The following is a 16,971-nucleotide window of genomic DNA, read 5'->3' on the forward strand; positions in this document are numbered from 1 at the left end:
CGCTCAGCTCAGGATGGGCGGCAGTGCGTGCGGCGCGGGAATCGCGCGCTGGATATGCGGCGGCGGCGCATCGACCACGAGCTTGTGGCGCGGCGCGGGACGCATCGCGGCGGGCTTCGGCGCGGGCCGCTTTTGCGTGACGGTTTTGGGCGCGGCTGCCGCGCCAGAAGCCGGATGATGCGTATGTGCCGCCGCGTGGACCTCGCCGGGCGTATGCCGCTGCGCCACGGCGTGCCCCTTGGCGTGCGACGGCTTGCCGGCTTTCGCAACATTGCGCGGGGCACTCGCATGCGCGGAACCCGCCGCGCGTGCAGGGCGTCCGGTCGTGTGCGACGCCGCAGTACCATGCGCTCCGCGCGCGTTGGATGCGTGCGCCCTATGCGATTGCTGCGCAGCTGTCGCTCCCTGCATGCGTGCCTGCCGTCTTCGCCTGCCCCAATGCCCACACCGGCGCGGCAAAAACCATTGCCGCGACCATCAATACGCCTGCCCGCACCCCGTCTCTCCCCAAATGCCGTCTCAATGTCCGGGGAGGATTATACCGAGTCAAAACTTGCAATAATCCACATATGGACTAATATCTATTAAAAGTTCAATTCGGGACTCGACCACCATGGCACCTGCCACTGCTTCCGTCACTGCGCCGCGCCGTTCCGGCGCCGAGCCCTCGCTCACCGAAATGTCGGCCGCGGGGCTGAGGGCGTTCTTCCGAATTGCGAGCGACTGGGACCTGAGCGCCGAAGAGCAGATTATTCTGCTCGGCTCGCCGGGCCGATCCACGTTCTTCAAGTGGAAGCAGTCCCCGCAAACCGCCCGGCTCGGCCGCGACACACTCGAACGCCTTTCGCTGCTGCTCGGCATCTACAAGGCGCTGCAGATTCTCCTGCCCCAACCCACCTCCGCCGACACCTGGATCAAGCGCCCCAACAGCGCGCCGCCCTTTGGCGGCCGGCGCGCGCTCGACCGCATGCTGGCCGGCAATGTCAGCGACCTCGTGGCGGTGCGCCAGTATCTCGACGCAATGCGAGGCGGCTGGGCGTGACGCAATCGAACTGGCAAGACCGCTGGCGCAGCGCGCAGCTCACCTGGTCACCCGCGTTCAGGGTGATTCCCACCCGTTTTCCCGCCGTGAACCTGTTCGACCGCGTGGCTTCCGCGGACGACTTCGAGGCGCTTTACGCGCTCGAAGCGCTCACCAACGACCGCCTGCGCACCGAAACCGGCGACCTCGACCTCGTGCCGCGCGAGGAGCGCCGCTTCGGCCCTGGCTACGGGCCGATCATGGCGGCATTCACGCATCTGAATCCACAAGGCAGCCGCTTTTCCGACGGCACGTATGGCGTGTTCTACTGCGCCCGCTCGCGCGCGACTGCCGTAGCGGAAACGCGCTATCACTCGGGGCTCTTTCTCGCGGCCACGAACGAGCCGCCCATCCGCCAGCAGATGCGGCTCTACACGGTGAGCGCGCAAGGCGAGGTGATCGATTTGCGCGACGACCCCGCGCTCGACCCGAGCGTGCTCTCGCCCGACGACTACACCTCCGGCCAGGCGCTAGGCCGCGCCGCCCGCGAGGCGCGTGCGCCCGGCATTGCGTATCCGTCGGTGCGCGACGAGGACGGCCAATGCCTCGCCGCGCTCAGCACGACGCTGCTGCGCGCGTGCCATCACGCGGCGTATCTGGAATACAACTGGAATGGGCACACGATCGACATGGTGTTCGAGTTGAACCGCATCGTGTAGCGCGAGCCGCCAAAGAGAGACCGCGAGGCGCGAGCCTCAGGGCAGCACAATCGCGGCCGCGCCGTGCGCGAGCGCTTCGACCTGCGAGACCGACCAGATGCGCGACGTGAGCGCCTCCACCATGGTGAGGCGTCCTTCGGTGATGAACGCGCCCGTGTCGATGAACACTTGCGAGCCGATCTGCCGCACTTCACGCACCGGCGTATGTCCGCAGAACGTGAGCGAGAGCGCATGGCGCGCCGGGTCGCCGGTGCCGAGCACGAGATCGCGCCCCCAAAGCATGCGTTCGCGCACTTCGGAATCGAACTGGCCGCTGTCGAGCGCGGCATCGTCGCCGAAAAATTCCGCGTGGATGATGTTGAAGCGCTTTTCGCCCTCGCCTACTACGCGCGCGAGCGGCAATTGGCGCAGCCGTTGCGCGTAGTGCACGAGTTCGGCGTCACGCACGCTCTGCGCCCAGCCGCCGCCGATGCCATACCAGCGATTGCGCGGCATCCGCCCTTCGGCCACGGCGCACAGCGCATCTTCGTGATTGCCGAGCACGGCGTAGAACCACGGTTTATCGAGCAGCGCGAGCGCCTGTTCGCACTGCTCGCGTTCGCCCCGGTCAACGAGATCGCCCACCGAAAACAGGCGGTCACGCGCGGTGTCGAACTCCACTTCGCGCAAAAGATAGCGCAACGCCTCCACGCAACCATGCAAGTCGCCTACAACGAAATCGCGACCTGCAAGGTTGGCGGCATGGTGCTGCACGAGAGCGTCGGGTGTATGCGTCATTACTTCATCATAGCGCTGTGTGAGTGGGCCATATGAGCGCCAAATATCGTATTGACAACGATTGCGAACGGCGCATCACGAAGCAGACTACACGCAAGCGGCGTGCCTGCGCCCACAGCATACGCGTTTGCGGCCGCCGCTGCCGCCACTGCCACCGTGCGCGCGGCGCAAAGTCCCAGCGCCGCCACGGAATCACTGGGGCTGGGCACGCAGCGCCGCGACCTCGTTGGCCGTGAGGGTGGCCTGCGGATTGCCGAACCGCTTCGTCACATAGTTGGAAATGGCCGCCACCTGTTGGTTGCTCAATGCGTCTCCGAATGCCGGCATCAGCACGTCACTGTCCTTCGTTTGGCGCCTCACGCCGTGCAGGATCACCATCGCGAGGTTGTCTGCGCTCGGCGCGCCCGCCACGCTGTTGTGAATGAGCGACGGATACGCACCTGGCGCGCTTGCACCCACGCCCGCGCCCGTCCAGTGGTGGCAGCTCGCGCAGTTCGCCACGAATAGCTGCAGGCCGTTGTCGGTCGTGATGGCCGTGCCGCGCAGCGCGGTGACGTCGTCCACGGCCGGTGTGCCCCACGCATCGCGCGGCCGCGTCACGCCGCCCGAAACCGGCGGCAGCGCACGCAGATACGCCACGATCGAGCGCAGGTCTTCGTGCGTCAGATATTGCGTCGAGTGCTGGACCACATCCGCCATCGGGCCCGCCGCGTACGCGTGGCCCGCGGCGACGCCCGTGGAAAGGTAGGCGATCAGCACGTCGTCGCTCCAGTTGCCAATGCCGCTCGTGCGGTCGGGCGTGATGTTGTAAGCCTGCCAGCCCGCCTGCGTCGCGCCCGAGAAGCGCCCGGTCGTCTTGAGACCCTGCATGAAGTTGCGCGGCGTGTGGCACTCCTCGCAATGCGCGAGGCCTTCGACGAGATAAGCACCGCGGTTGAATTCGGCGCTTTGCTTCGGGTCCGGCACGAAGCGGCCTTCGTTGAAGTTGAAGAGATTCCACACGATCATCAGCCAGCGCTGATTGAACGGAAAGCGCAGTTCGTTCGCGGGCGGCGTGTAATGCACCGGCGCGAGCGTGTTCAGATACGCGCGGATCGCGTGCACGTCCTGCTCGGTCATGCGCGAGAATTCGACGTAAGGAAACGCGGGATAGAACTGCTCGCCGCCTTTGCCGATGCCTTCGTGCAGCGCGCGCACGAAGTCGGTATCGCTCCATTGACCGATGCCGGTGGCGGGGTCCGGCGTGATGTTCGGCGTGTAGATTTTTCCAAACGGCGTGCTGATGGGCAGCCCGCCCGCAAATGGTCTGCCCGGATCGGCGGTATGACACGCGGCGCAATCGCCTACGCGCGTGAGATATTCGCCGCGCTTGATGAGGTCGGGCGTGTCCGCGTTCACATTGGGTGTGGATGTATCGTCGCCGCGCGCCGTGGACATCGGCAGTTCGTCGATGGGACGCGTTTGCGATTCGTGCGACGCGTGCCACGCGATATAGAGCGCAAAGGCACAGAAAAGCGCAGCCGCGATGGCGGCACGCGCGCGTCTCTCTCGCTCGTGATTGGCCGTGGCCGCGGCGGGGGACTTCGTTGTTTTCATCGTCTGGCTCGCATCAAAGCTCGTGGCGCAGCTTGTCGGCCAGCTTCAGCGACAACGCGGCGATCGTCAGCGTGCAGTTCACCGAGGCGGCGGAGGGCATCACCGCGCTGCTGGCAACGAACAGGTTCGAATGATCGTGCGTGCGGCAATCGGCATCGACGACTGAATCGGCGGCGTTCGTGCCCATGATCGTCGTGCCCATGATGTGATTGTTGGGCGCGAAGGTGTCGTCGAACGTGATGTCCGTGCCGCCGAAAAGCTGCGCGATCTGCGCATAGAGTTCATGCGTGTTCGCCGCGCTTTTCTTCACGTAATCGTTGATCGAGTAATAGATCTCGGGCTGTGGAATGCCGAGGCCGTCCTTGTGCTCGCGCGAGGGCAGCACACGGTTCTGCGGCTCGGGCAAGTGCTCGTGAAAGCTGTTGATGGTGAGCGTGCGCGACGTGCGCTCGCGTATCTCGCGGTCCAGCTCTGCGCCGGTCAAGCCGTTCTGGATGAGCGCGGCCGTGACGGCCATGGTAGGCGCCGCATTCGAGAGATGCAGCTTCTTCGACGCGTGCTCGGAGCGGAACGCGCCATCGCGAAAGTTCACGACCGAGGTCATTTCCATGGGCCCGCGCCCCGGCCACAGCGGCTCGTTGGCCATGAACGTGACGCCCGTGCCCGGATGATCCATGAGATTGCGGCCCACCTGGTCGGAGCGGTTGCCGATGCCGTGCGGAAATGCGCCGCTCGTCGACATCAGCATGAGCTTGGGCGTTTCGATGCCGTTCGCGGCGAGCACGAAGAGCTTGCCGGTCACACGCGTGCTTCTGCCGTTCGGGTCCTTGTAGTGGACCGCAGTAACGAGCCCTTTGTTGTCGGCCTCGATGCGATAGACCACGGCCTGCGGCACGAGCTTCGCACCTGCGCGCTCGGCCTTGTCCGCGTGCACCACGCCGTTGTACATCGCGCCGATCGGGCAGATCGGCATGCAGTTGTTGTTGCCGCAGCAGGTGGGGCGCGCATCGAACGGGCGGCTGTTGCGCGCGACCGGCTCGGGCACCACGTGAAAGCCATTCGCATTCAGCACTTGCGAGAAGCGCTGATCCATCCACGAAAGCGGCAGCATGCTCATCGGGTACGGTTTGGAGCGCGGCGAGCCGAGATCGTACGTAGCGTCCGGTCCGGAGACGCCCAACTCCACTTCCGCGAGCTGATACCACGGCTCCAGCGTCTCGTAGGGATAGGGCCAGTCGCGGCCCACGCCGTACTGCGTTTTCAAACGAAAGTCCGAAGGCAGCAAACGCCACGCGGCGGCGGCCCAGTGCCACGTGGTGCCGCCCACGAGGCGCAGATACTGTGAGTTGTACGGATAATCGCCCTTCTGCACGAGATAGTCGTTGGGCGGGGTGTATTCGGGATGCGGCGCGTAGCTCACGGAGGGATACGGTGTGGCGAAATCGGCCTTGGCGGGCGAGTTGCGGAAGTTCTCCACGATCTGCCAGCGCGCGAGGCGGGGCCCCGCTTCGAGCAACAGAACGGATGCGCCGGCCCGGGCGAGCTGGTGCGCCACCAGACTGCCCGCCACGCCGGAACCGACGACGACCACGTCGGCGGAATGTCCTGTCGCCATTGTCGACCTCTTCCTTTGGCTTTCGTTGTGGGGACCTGGCGCGGTCCGTTATGTGCGCGCTCGTTATTCGGTTTGTTGTTCCGCTATCCGCCCGTGGGTTTCTGCTTCCAGTAGAACGGCACGTCGCGGCAATACGAGGGAATCGTGAGCACGTCGTTGACGGGGTCGAACATCAACGCCTTTTCGAAGGCCACCACCTGCACCTTCGGCATCTCGCCCACGAGACCGAGATACCACGCGCGCATGATGTCGCCCACCATCGAGGCGAGTTCAGGCTGATCGGTTTTGAGCGCGGCGGTCACGGTATCGGAGGGCACGCTGCGATGACCTTCAATCCATGTATTGAGCGTCGCGACGTTCACGTCGAACTGGCTGCTTGCGTTGTCGAGCGCGGCATACACGCGCTTGCCGAGCACGGCGTTAAAGCTCGTGCGGCCAGTCAGGTGCTGCGATAACTCGATAAAGGTTTCATAGCCGCTACTGGATGCGGACGCCGGCGTGGCCGTAGCCGCAAACGCGCGGCCCATGCCGAAGGGCGCGCGAGAGCGTCCGGCAGCCGCGAAGGCGAGCAGCGCCGCTGCACACGCTCCCGAAACGAAACGCCTGCGTCCGGGACGGCCGAGGCGGTCGAATGCGGCGGGAAGATCGTGCGGCGCCTGAGACATCCCGTGTTGTGTCACATCTGTCATGAGCACTCCAGATGAGGTCGATCCCCGCCTGGACGGCTGGCCTGGGGGGCGAGACACGCTTGCCGCCGGCGCGGGCGGCGCTTGATGCTCTGCAACGACAACAGACGTTTGCTATCGTCGTTCGACGCGGATCACTGCATATGCACCATCGTTGCGCTGACTTCGAAAGCGCGTTGCCGCGTTGCGCAAGCAATATAGCTCCTTATGGCCCGATAAGACAAACCGAAAGCTTGCATGCCCGGCATAACAGCGCATCACCACGCGCGGCCTCGCACGGTAGAATCGCCGCATTCATCACCCCGCGCCACCCGCCGCACCCCTGGCGCGTCACGCCATACGCCATGAACCTCATTCCACAGGTGCTGCGCAACCGGCCGCACATGATGATCGCCATCGCCGTGGGCGTCGTGCTCGGTGCGCTCGCGCCCGTCTCGATCCACACTTCGGCGCGCGTGCTGCTCGGCTGGGACGCCACGGTGTGGACCTACCTCGTGCTGATGTGGGTGCACATGGTGTTCGCAAACGAAGAGAGCGTGCGCGTGAACGCGCGCCGCGAAGACGAAAACGCGGGCACCGTGCTGTTCCTGATCTGCACCGCAACGGTCGCGAGCATCGTCGCCATCGTCATTGAACTGGGCACGACGAAAGATCTCGGCACGGCCTCGAAGGTGCTGCATTCGCTGCTCACGGGCGCGACGCTCATCGGGGCGTGGTTTCTCATTCCCACCATCTTCACGCTGCACTACGCGCGCCTTTACTACGGCTCCGATCCCAACGAGCCCGCCCTCGCGTTTCCCGACAAAAAACTCACGCCGAATTACTGGGATTTTCTGTACTTCTCGTTCACCATCGCCTGCGCCTCGCAAACCGCCGATATCGGACTGCGCGGGCGCAGCGCGCGGCGCGGTGTGCTCGCGCAATCGATTTTGTCGTTCTATTTCAACGTTTCTGTGCTAGGGCTATGCGTGAACATCGCAGCGAGCATGGTCGGTAGCTAGTCCGTCTTTCCTTTTTCGCCGCTGCAACGGATACCGGCAATCGCCGCCGGTTTCTCTGCCTATTTCGCCTGCCTTTTCGCCCAGGCGTTGTGAACGTGCGCCTGCGCGTGGCGGCGCGCGCCCGTATCGGCCATGGGCATGTGCCTTGCTCCCCTTCCCCGCAAGTCGCCACGCGGCGCAAGCGGTTTGGTTCCGGCCTGCTCTTGCACTACTCTGAACAGGTGCCTGTCCACACGCGCAGCGCGGCACGCTCCGGCAGCCCCCGGGCGGCGCGATCGCATTGCGGCTAACCCCGTCGTGCATCCCCTTCGCCTGACGTACCTGGAATACGACCGATGGAACCTCCCCACGCCTATGCGCCGCGGATCTACTTCGTCCATTCCGTCCTTGCGGGACCACTCGACGCGTGGCCGGCGCACATCGCCCGCGCGGCGTCGCTTGGCTTCGATCACGTCCTGATCGGCGCGCTGTTCGCCTCGGGCGCGTCGGGCGACGACCGCATCGTCGCCGACCATGCGCGCCTGAACGCGGCCTTCGGCTCCCCGCTTTCCGCCGACGACGCCATCCGCGAACTCGCCCTCGTGGCGCAATCGCGCGGCGTCACCCTGCTCGCGGATCTCGTGCTCGACCGCAGCGCCGCCGATGGCGCGCTCTACGCCGCGCATCCCGAGTGGTTCCACCCCTTCGAGCCCGAAGACGCACGCCTCGACCCACGCCACGGCCATCGCGAAGCCAACGTCGCCTATGCCGATTTCGAGCGCGCGAGCGCGCCGCTCATCGCATGGTGGACCGCGCGCGCCATCGCGCTCGTCGAAGCGGGCATCGGCGGCTTTCGGGTGGACTCGCCGCACCGCACGCCGCCGCATGTGCTGCGCGCGATCTTCGATGCCGTACGCGCGCGCTTTCCGCAAGCGCGCTGGCTCGCCGCTTCGCCCGGCCTGCCGCGCGAGGCGCTCGCGCACCTCGAAGGTGCAGGCTTCGACGCCGCCTTTTCGTCGCTGCGCTGGTGGGACTTCTCTTCGAGCTGGATGGTCGAGGAGCACGCCGCGTTGCGCCGCGTGGGCTCACCGATAACGTTTCCAGAAGCGCCCTATGGCGCGCGCTACACGCACGACCTGGAAGGCGCCGCCGATGCGCGCGCCGTCGAACGCGCCTATCGCCGCATGCTGCGCGCGGCTGCTGCGCTCGGCACCGGCTGGCTCATGCCGATGGGCTTCGAATACGGCGTGGACGAAGCGACCGCGCACAGCGGCAACAGCGCGCAGGCGTGGGAAGCCGCGAAAGCGCGCGCACCATTCGATCTAAGCGCCGATGTCGCGCACGCCAACGCGCTGCAACGCGAGACGTGGACACTGCAAACCAACGGCGAGGTGCGCGCGCTTAATGGCCCGGGCGCCAGCGTCGCGGCGCTCGTGCGCGGCGACCGCGCGGATCTGCGTGACGCGGGCGACGCCGTGCTCACCCTCATCAATCCCGCGCTCGCCGCGCCTGTGCGCGTGGATCTTTCGCGCCTGCTCGACGGCGTACCTGGCGGCTTCACGCGCTTCGCGCCGCTCGATGCCGAAACGCTGCGCGGCGCACGCCTGCCCGCGGCGCGCGACGCGAGCGCGATCCCCGACACGTTCACGCTGCCTGCCGGCGCGTGCTGGATCTTCCGCGCGCTCGCAAGCCCGCTCGTGGTGCTCGCGCCACCCGAAGACCGCGGCAAGACGGACACGAGCGGCCACAAGAGCGTGCTCGAGGCGATCGCGGCGCCCCGCATCGCGATCGAGAGCGCGCAGCCTTTGGTCGATCACGGACGCTTCGCCGCGAAGCGTACCGTGGGCGAGCGCTGCGAAGTGCGCGCGGCGATCTTCGCCGAGGGCCACGACCGCATCGACGCCGCCGTGCTCTGGCGCGCCGCCGACGAAACGGCCTGGCACGAGTCGGCCATGGCGCCCTTGCCGCCGGCAGGCACCGACCTGTGGGCGGGCCGCATTCCGCTCGATCGCGTGGGGCGCTACGAGTACGTCGTGATTGCCTGGCGCGACGACTTCGCCTCGCTCGCGGAACATCTGCACAAGAAGCGCGCGGCGAACCAGCCCGTCGATCTGGAGCTGGAGGAAGCGAGCCGCCTGTTCGCGCTCGTGCTCGCGACAGCAGAAACGTCGGGCACGGGTGACGACGACCAGAAGCGCATCAACGAAACGCTCGACGCCATCGTCAAACGCTTCATTGCTGCGGACACCGAAACACGTTGCGCGATCATCGCCGCGCCTTCGACGGCCGCAGCCGTGCGCGCCGCGCGCCATCGTCCGTTCCTTTCGCTCGACACAATCGTGGGTCGTGTGGAGGTAGAGCGCAGCGCCGCGCGCTTCGCGAGCTGGTACGAGATCTTCCCGCGCTCGATGAGCGACGACGAATCGCGCCACGGCACCTTCGACGATGTAATCGCGAAGATGCCGCGCATTCGCGAAATGGGCTTCGACGTCCTGTACTTCCCGCCGATCCACCCCATCGGCCTCGCGAACCGCAAGGGGCGCAACAACACGCTCAATGCGCAGCCGGGCGACGTGGGCAGCCCCTATGCCATCGGCGCGGCCGAGGGCGGCCACACCGCCGTGCATCCACAGCTGGGCACGCTCGAGGACTTCTGCCGCATGCTCGCCGCAGCGCACGAACAAGGCCTCGAAATCGCGCTCGATTTCGCGATTCAATGCTCGCCGGACCACCCGTGGCTCAAGGCGCATCCCACGTGGTTCGCATGGCGGCCCGACGGCACGCTGCGCTACGCCGAAAACCCGCCGAAGAAGTATCAGGACATCGTGAACCCCGAGTTCTACGCGCACGACTCGAAGCCCGCTTTGTGGCTCGCGCTGCGCGACGCGATCCTGTTCTGGGTAGACACGGGCGTGCGCATTTTCCGCGTGGACAACCCGCACACCAAGCCGCTTCCATTCTGGGAATGGATGATCGCCGACGTGCGCGCGCGCCACCCCGACGTGATTTTCCTCTCCGAAGCCTTCACGCGCCCGCGGCTCATGTACCGGCTCGCCAAGCTCGGTTTCTCGCAGTCGTACACCTACTTCACGTGGCGCGAATCGAAGCGCGATTTCACGGAGTACCTCACGGAACTCTCGCAAACCGAGGTGCGCGACTTCTATCGGCCGAACTTTTTCGTCAACACGCCCGACATCAATCCGCGCCATTTGCAGACCGGCGCGCGTTCGAGCTTCCTGATCCGCGCGGCGCTGGCCGCGACGCTTTCCGGGCTGTGGGGCGTGTATTGCGGCTTCGAGCTGTGCGAAGGACGCGCCATGCCCAATTCGGAGGAATATCTGGACTCCGAAAAATATCAGTTGCGCGCCTGGGACTGGCATCGTCCCGGCAACATCGTCGAGGAGATCGCCACGCTCAATCGCATTCGCCGCGCCAACCCGGCGCTGCAGACGCATCTCGGCATCACGTTCCTCGACGCGCGCAACGACTCGCTGCTCTGCTTCGAGAAGGCCACGCCCGCGCGCGACAACGTGATCGTCGTGGCCATCAATCTCGACGCCTTCAACGAACAGGGCGCCGACTTCGAACTTTCGTGGGCGACGTTCCAGCGCTGGCACCTCGACGACCACGCGGCGCTCAACGTAGTCGACGAAATGACGGGCGATCGCTTCGAGTGGCGCGGGCGCTGGCAGCACGTGCGGCTCGACCCGCATGCGCGCCCATTCGCGATCTGGCGCGTCGAGCCCGCAAAGGGCCTGCCGCGCGAAGAACCGCCGCCTGAACACGATGAGCACATCGAGGGCCATCCCGAACTCGACGCCGACTTCCCGCCCGAAGGAGCGACATGAAACGCGACCCCGCTACGCACGAGCCTGTGGCGACGAACGTGCAGACCGTCACGCGAGACTCGACCGCACACGACCCGCACCACGAGGAACGCGGCACGCAACGGCGCGGCAAGACGTCCGTGCTTTCCGACGACCCGCTCTGGTACAAGGACGCGATCATCTACCAGGTGCACGTGAAGTCGTTCTTCGATTCGAACAACGATGGCGTGGGCGATTTCCCTGGCCTGCTCGCGAAGCTCGACTACATCGCGGGCCTGGGCGTGACGGCAATCTGGCTGCTGCCGTTCTATCCCTCGCCGCGCCGCGACGACGGCTACGACATTGCCGACTATCGCAACGTGCACCCCGACTACGGGCAACTCGCCGACGTGCGCCGCTTCATTCAGGAAGCGCACGCGCGCGGCATACGCGTGATCACCGAACTCGTCATCAACCATACGTCTGACCAGCACCCGTGGTTCCAGCGCGCGCGCCGCGCGAAGCCGGGCTCGAATCATCGCAACTACTACGTGTGGTCCGACACCGACCAGAAGTACCAGGGCACGCGCATCATCTTCATCGACACGGAGCCGTCGAACTGGACGCACGACCCCGTCGCGGGCGCGTACTACTGGCACCGCTTCTATTCGCACCAGCCCGACCTGAACTTCGACAATCCGGCCGTGCTGCGCGAAGTGCTGCAAGTCATGCGCTTCTGGCTCGACATGGGCATCGATGGGCTGCGCCTGGACGCCGTGCCTTACCTCGTAGAGCGTGAAGGCACGAACAACGAAAACCTGCCTGAAACGCACGGCATTCTCAAGCGGATTCGCGCGGCCATCGACGAGAACTACCCGAACCGCATGCTGCTGGCCGAAGCGAACCAGTGGCCGGAGGATGTGCAGGAGTACTTCGGCAACGAAGACGAATGCCATATGGCGTTCCACTTCCCGCTCATGCCGCGCCTCTATATGGCGATTGCAAGCGAGGACCGCTTCCCGATCCTCGACATCATGAAGCAGACGCCTGACTTGCTGCCGACCTGCCAGTGGGCGATCTTCCTGCGCAATCACGACGAACTCACGCTCGAAATGGTCACGGACTCCGAGCGCGATTACCTCTGGAACACTTACGCGAGCGACCGGCGCGCGCGCCTGAACCTCGGCATTCGCCGGCGCCTCGCGCCGCTCATGGAGCGCGACCGCCGCCGCATCGAACTCATCAACTCGCTGCTGCTCTCCATGCCTGGCACGCCCGTGATCTATTACGGCGACGAACTAGGCATGGGCGACAACATTCACCTGGGCGACCGCGACGGCGTACGCACGCCGATGCAGTGGTCGTCGGACCGCAACGGCGGCTTCTCGCGCGCCGATCCCGAACAGCTCGTGCTGCCGCCGCTCATGGGCTCGCTCTACGGCTACGACGCCATCAACGTCGAAGCTCAGAGCCGCGATCCGCATTCGCTGCTCAACTGGACGCGCCGCATGCTCGCCACGCGCCGGGCGAAGCAGGCGTTTGGCCGCGGCGCGATCCGCTTTCTGCGTCCTGCAAACCGCAAGATCCTCGCGTATCTGCGCGAAATGCCCGGCGAAGCGCCGATCCTATGCGTGGCGAATCTCTCTCGCGCGCCGCAGGCGGTGGAACTCGACCTTTCCGAATTCGCAGGCATGTCCCCCGTGGAAATGACGGCGGATTCCGTGTTCCCGGCAATTGGTCAGCTCCCCTATCTGTTGACCTTCCCGCCCTACGGCTTCCTGTGGTTCCTCCTGAGTGCCGGCAATCAACGGCCTTCATGGAGTCAGCCGACCTCTGAGCAATTGCCCGAGTTCGTGACAGTCGTGCTGCGCGAAGGACAGGCTGGCGCCACGCCGGAAAACGTGCGGCTGCTCGAATCCGAAGTGCTGCCTTCGTGGCTCTCGCGGCGCCGCTGGTTCGCCGCGAAGGACAAGGCGCTGCGCGCCGTGCGCCTCGCGGCACTGACGACGATCCACGGCGCGGGCTTCGCGTTCACGGAGATCGAGGCCGAACTCGCGGATGGCACGAGCGAGCGCTACGTCCTCCCGATCGCCATCACATGGGGCACCGAGATCACGACGCCGCTGCACATTCAGCTCGCGCTCTCGCGCGTGCGGCGCGGGCGCACCGTGGGCTATCTCACCGATGCGTTTTCGCTGCCGTGGTTCGCCTACGGCGTCCTGCGCAAGTTGCGCGAACGCGCCGCGGTGCCCACCGTGCAGCAGAGCACCATCCGCTTCGAGCCGACAGAACGCCTCGCCGAACTCGACCTCGGCGAGACGCCGGAAGTACGCTGGCTCGCCGCGGAGCAGAGCAACAGTTCGCTCGTGATCGCGGAAACCCTTGTGCTGAAGATCGTGCGCCGGTTGATGGCGGGCGTGCACCCCGAAGCGGAAATGAGCCGCTACCTCACGAAACTCGGCTACGCGAACACCGCGCCGCTCTACGGCGAAGTGGTGCGCGTAGATCCTGCCGGCGTGCCGCACACGCTCATCATCGTGCAGGGTTTCATCGACAACCAGGGCAACGCATGGGACTGGGCGCTCGACTATCTGCGCCGCGCGATCGACGAACTCGCGCTCGCGATGGATGACGACACGAGCGTCGACCAGGCGCACGAGGAAGAAGCCGTGCAAGGCTACTGCGCGGTGATCGGCGCCATTGGCAAGCGCCTGGGCGAACTGCACGCGATGCTCTCGAGACCCAGCGACGACGACGCTTTCTCACCCGTTGCCGCCACGCCCGACGATGTGCGTGCGTGGGTCGCCGACACGAAGACCATGCTCAACGAAGCGCTCGACATCGTCGCGCAGCATACGGGCGAGGACGAACAAACGCTCGATCAGGACGCTCGTGATCTCGCACGCAGTCTGATCGATCGACGCAAGGCGCTCGTCGCAAAGGTCGACGAACTCGTGCCGGACGACACGAAGGCCGCGCGCATTCGCATCCACGGCGATTTCCACCTGGGTCAGGTACTGCTTTCCCAGGGCGACGCGTATCTGATCGACTTCGAAGGCGAGCCCGCGCGGGCGCTCGAATACCGGCGCGCGAAGACCTCGCCGCTGCGCGACGTGGCGGGCCTGCTGCGCTCGCTCTCGTATGCGGGCGCTGCCGCGCAATCGACGCTCGAAAACGCCCCGCAGCAAGTCGTCGACCGCAAGCGCGCCCTCTTCGAGCGCTTCCGCGGCTATGCGGCCGAAGCGTTCCTGAGCCAGTACCGCGCGGCCGTCTCCGAAGGACCGCTCACGCTCGTGAGCGCTTCGCAGGAGCAGGCGCTGCTCGACCTGTTCCTGATCGAGAAGGCGGCATACGAAATCCGCTACGAAGCGGCAAACCGCCCCACCTGGCTCGCACTGCCGATACGCGGCCTCGCAGCGCTGGCGGCGCGCGTGCTCGGGCTCACGCCCACGCAGTCCACGCAATCGCATTCCGGCGGAGGTGGCCATGGTTGATCGCGTGCCCCAAGCCGGCCTGAATCCGCACGACGCCGACGCACTCGCCGGCGCGTACCACGCCGATCCTTTCGCCGTGCTCGGGCTGCACTGGGTGGACGGCGCGCCCTACGTGCGCGCATGGCTGCCGAACGCTTCAGGCGCGAGCGTGGTGGCGCGCGACCGCGCCCACACGCTCGGCGAACTTTCGCTCGTGCATCCGGCAGGGCTCTATGCGGGGCCGCTCGCAGAAGCGGTGCCCTACCGGCTCGTGGTCGACTGGCATGGCGTGAGCCAGGAAATCGAGGACACCTATTCATTCGGCCCACAGCTCTCGCACGAAGCGCTCGTGCGTCTCGCCGACGGCGACCCCTACGCGGTGCTCGAATGTCTCGGCGCGCGGCCCCAGACGTGCGATGGCGTGCCCGGCGTGCGCTTCGCCGTCTGGGCGCCGAATGCGAAGCGCGTTTCCGTGGTGGGCGACTTCAACGCCTGGGACGGGCGGCGTCACCCCATGCGGCTGCGCCACGAAGCGGGCGTATGGGAGCTTTTCATTCCCCGTGTCGCACCCGGCGCGCGCTACAAGTACGAGATCCTTGGCGCGCGCGGCGTGGTTCTCCCGCTCAAGGCCGACCCCTGCGCGCTGCAGACGGAATGCCCGCCGGGCACGGCGTCGATCGTCGCGCCCGTCGAAGCGATCGACCATTACGCGTGGCGCGATCAGGAGTGGCTGCAAACACGCGCGGAACGGCAGAACGCGCGCGCGGCCATGTCCGTCTACGAGGTGCATGCGCCTTCGTGGCTGCCCACGCAAGGCGCCGATGCGCCCGCGCCCGACTGGAGCGCGCTCTCCGAGCGTCTGATCCCCTACGCGCAGGGCATGGGCTTTACACACATCGAGTTGTTGCCTGTGGCGGAGCATCCGTTTGGCGGCTCGTGGGGCTATCAGCCGCTGGCGCAGTTCGCGCCCACCGCGCGCCTTGGCGCGCCGGTGGACTTCGCGGCGTTTGTCGATCGCGCGCACGAAGCGGGGCTCGGCGTGATTCTCGACTGGGTGCCCGCGCACTTTCCGAACGACGCGCACGGTCTCGTCGATTTCGACGGCACGGCGCTCTACGAGCACGCCGACCCGCGCGAGGGCTATCACCCCGACTGGAACACGATGATCTACAACCTGGGGCGCCGCGAGGTGAGCGCGTTCCTGGTCGCGTCGGGCCTTGCGTGGCTCATGCGCTATCACGTGGACGCGCTGCGCGTGGACGCGGTCGCCTCGATGCTCTATCGCGACTATTCGCGCGCGCAAGGCGAATGGGTGCCCAACATCTACGGCGGCCGCGAAAATCTCGAATCGATCGCGTTTCTTAAGCGCCTCAATCACGAAACGCAATACGTTCCGCAACGCCCCGGCGTCATCACCATTGCTGAGGAATCCACAGCATGGCCAGGCGTCACGGCGCGCCCCGAGGATGGCGGCCTCGGCTTCCAGTTCAAGTGGAACATGGGCTGGATGCACGACACCCTGCACTACATGCAGGAAGACCCCGTTTATCGCCGCTATCACCATCACCTGATGACGTTCGCGATGGTCTACGCGTGGTCCGAACGTTTCGTGCTGCCGCTGTCGCACGACGAGGTGGTGCATGGCAAAGGGTCGCTGCTCGGCAAGATGCCCGGCGACCGCTGGCAGAAGTTCGCAAACCTGCGTGCGTATTTCGGCTTCATGTGGGCGCACCCCGGCAAGAAGCTGCTCTTCATGGGCGGCGAGTTCGGGCAGATGGCCGAATTCGATCACGACGGCACGCCCCACTGGAACCTGCTCGACGATCCACTGCACCGCGGCGTGCAAACGCTCGTGCGCGACCTCAACCGCCTCTACGCCGGTGAACCCGCGCTCTACACGCTCGACTCGGAACCCGGCGGCTTCGAATGGCTGGTTGCCGATGACAGCGAAAACAGCGTGCTGGCGTGGCACCGCGTAGACGGCTCGGGCCGAGAGATCGTGGTGATCTGCAACTTCACGCCGGTGCCGCGCCACGGCTACCGTATCGGCATGCCGCAGCCGGGACAGTGGGAAGAAGCGCTCAACACCGACGCCGAGGTGTATGGCGGCTCGAACATGGGCAATGGGGGCCTCGTTGTCACGGAGGGCGTGGCAAGCCACGGCAAGCCGCAGTCGGCCGCGCTCGTCCTGCCGCCGCTCGGCACGCTGATCCTGCGTCTGCGCCGGTAGCGCCGGTGCGGCGTCAGGATTTGAGCAGGAATCCGATGCAAAACGAAAAACAACAGATGGAGCATCGT

General features: G+C 66.0%; 11 protein-coding genes. 6 read left to right on the forward strand and 5 right to left on the reverse strand.

What is annotated here, in order from left to right; translation table 11 throughout:
- Positions 1–3: 3 nt before the first annotated feature.
- Positions 4–228 (reverse strand): hypothetical protein, encoded by a 225-nt coding sequence (locus L0U83_RS22005; protein WP_233886211.1) that lies wholly within the window; start codon positions 226–228, stop codon positions 4–6.
- Positions 229–679: 451 nt separating this feature from the next.
- On the opposite strand from L0U83_RS22005, the gene L0U83_RS22010 reads away from it, so the two are divergent.
- Together L0U83_RS22010 and L0U83_RS22015 are read left to right on the forward strand one after the other, a co-directional pair.
- Complete coding sequence (locus tag L0U83_RS22010) at positions 680–1,042, forward strand: MbcA/ParS/Xre antitoxin family protein (protein WP_233886602.1); 363 nt, start codon at positions 680–682, stop codon at positions 1,040–1,042.
- Positions 1,039–1,740 carry an RES family NAD+ phosphorylase gene (locus L0U83_RS22015; protein ID WP_233886212.1) on the forward strand — a complete coding sequence of 234 codons (702 nt, stop codon included), beginning with the start codon at positions 1,039–1,041 and terminating at the stop codon, positions 1,738–1,740. The genes L0U83_RS22010 and L0U83_RS22015 overlap by 4 nt, the downstream gene beginning before the upstream one ends.
- A gap of 36 nt (positions 1,741–1,776) precedes the next feature.
- On the opposite strand, the gene L0U83_RS22020 is transcribed toward L0U83_RS22015, so the two are convergent.
- From L0U83_RS22020 to L0U83_RS22035, 4 genes are all read right to left on the reverse strand, one after another.
- Positions 1,777–2,517 carry a metallophosphoesterase gene (locus L0U83_RS22020; protein WP_233886213.1) on the reverse strand — a complete coding sequence of 247 codons (741 nt, stop codon included), beginning with the start codon at positions 2,515–2,517 and terminating at the stop codon, positions 1,777–1,779.
- 192 nt (positions 2,518–2,709) lie between these two features.
- Complete coding sequence (locus tag L0U83_RS22025) at positions 2,710–4,113, reverse strand: cytochrome c (protein ID WP_233886214.1); 1,404 nt, start codon at positions 4,111–4,113, stop codon at positions 2,710–2,712.
- 13 nt (positions 4,114–4,126) lie between these two features.
- On the reverse strand, positions 4,127–5,728 hold the full coding sequence (locus L0U83_RS22030) for a GMC family oxidoreductase (protein ID WP_233886215.1): 1,602 nt from the start codon (positions 5,726–5,728) through the stop codon (positions 4,127–4,129).
- Positions 5,729–5,811: 83 nt separating this feature from the next.
- Entirely contained in the window at positions 5,812–6,417 is a 606-nt protein-coding gene (locus L0U83_RS22035) for a sugar dehydrogenase complex small subunit (RefSeq protein WP_308445057.1), read from the reverse strand.
- A gap of 341 nt (positions 6,418–6,758) precedes the next feature.
- Here L0U83_RS22035 and L0U83_RS22040 point away from each other — a divergent pair, with 341 nt between their 5' ends.
- The 4 genes from L0U83_RS22040 (at position 6,759) to glgB (ending at position 16,903) form a co-directional block, all read left to right on the forward strand.
- Complete coding sequence (locus tag L0U83_RS22040; protein ID WP_233886216.1) at positions 6,759–7,415, forward strand: DUF1345 domain-containing protein; 657 nt, start codon at positions 6,759–6,761, stop codon at positions 7,413–7,415.
- Positions 7,416–7,750: 335 nt separating this feature from the next.
- Positions 7,751–11,242, forward strand: coding sequence for a maltotransferase domain-containing protein (locus L0U83_RS22045; protein ID WP_233886217.1), 3,492 nt, complete (start codon positions 7,751–7,753; stop codon positions 11,240–11,242).
- Positions 11,239–14,694 (forward strand): maltose alpha-D-glucosyltransferase, encoded by a 3,456-nt coding sequence (gene treS, locus L0U83_RS22050; RefSeq protein WP_233886218.1) that lies wholly within the window; start codon positions 11,239–11,241, stop codon positions 14,692–14,694. Before L0U83_RS22045 ends, treS begins: the two co-directional genes overlap by 4 nt.
- Positions 14,687–16,903, forward strand: a complete 2,217-nt coding sequence (gene glgB / locus L0U83_RS22055) for a 1,4-alpha-glucan branching protein GlgB (RefSeq protein WP_233886220.1) — start codon at positions 14,687–14,689, stop codon at positions 16,901–16,903. The genes treS and glgB overlap by 8 nt, the downstream gene beginning before the upstream one ends.
- The last annotated feature ends 68 nt before the right edge of the window (positions 16,904–16,971 follow it).

Origin of the sequence: Paraburkholderia flagellata (genome assembly GCF_021390645.1) — a bacterium.
In the GTDB taxonomy this organism is placed as follows: domain Bacteria; phylum Pseudomonadota; class Gammaproteobacteria; order Burkholderiales; family Burkholderiaceae; genus Paraburkholderia; species Paraburkholderia flagellata.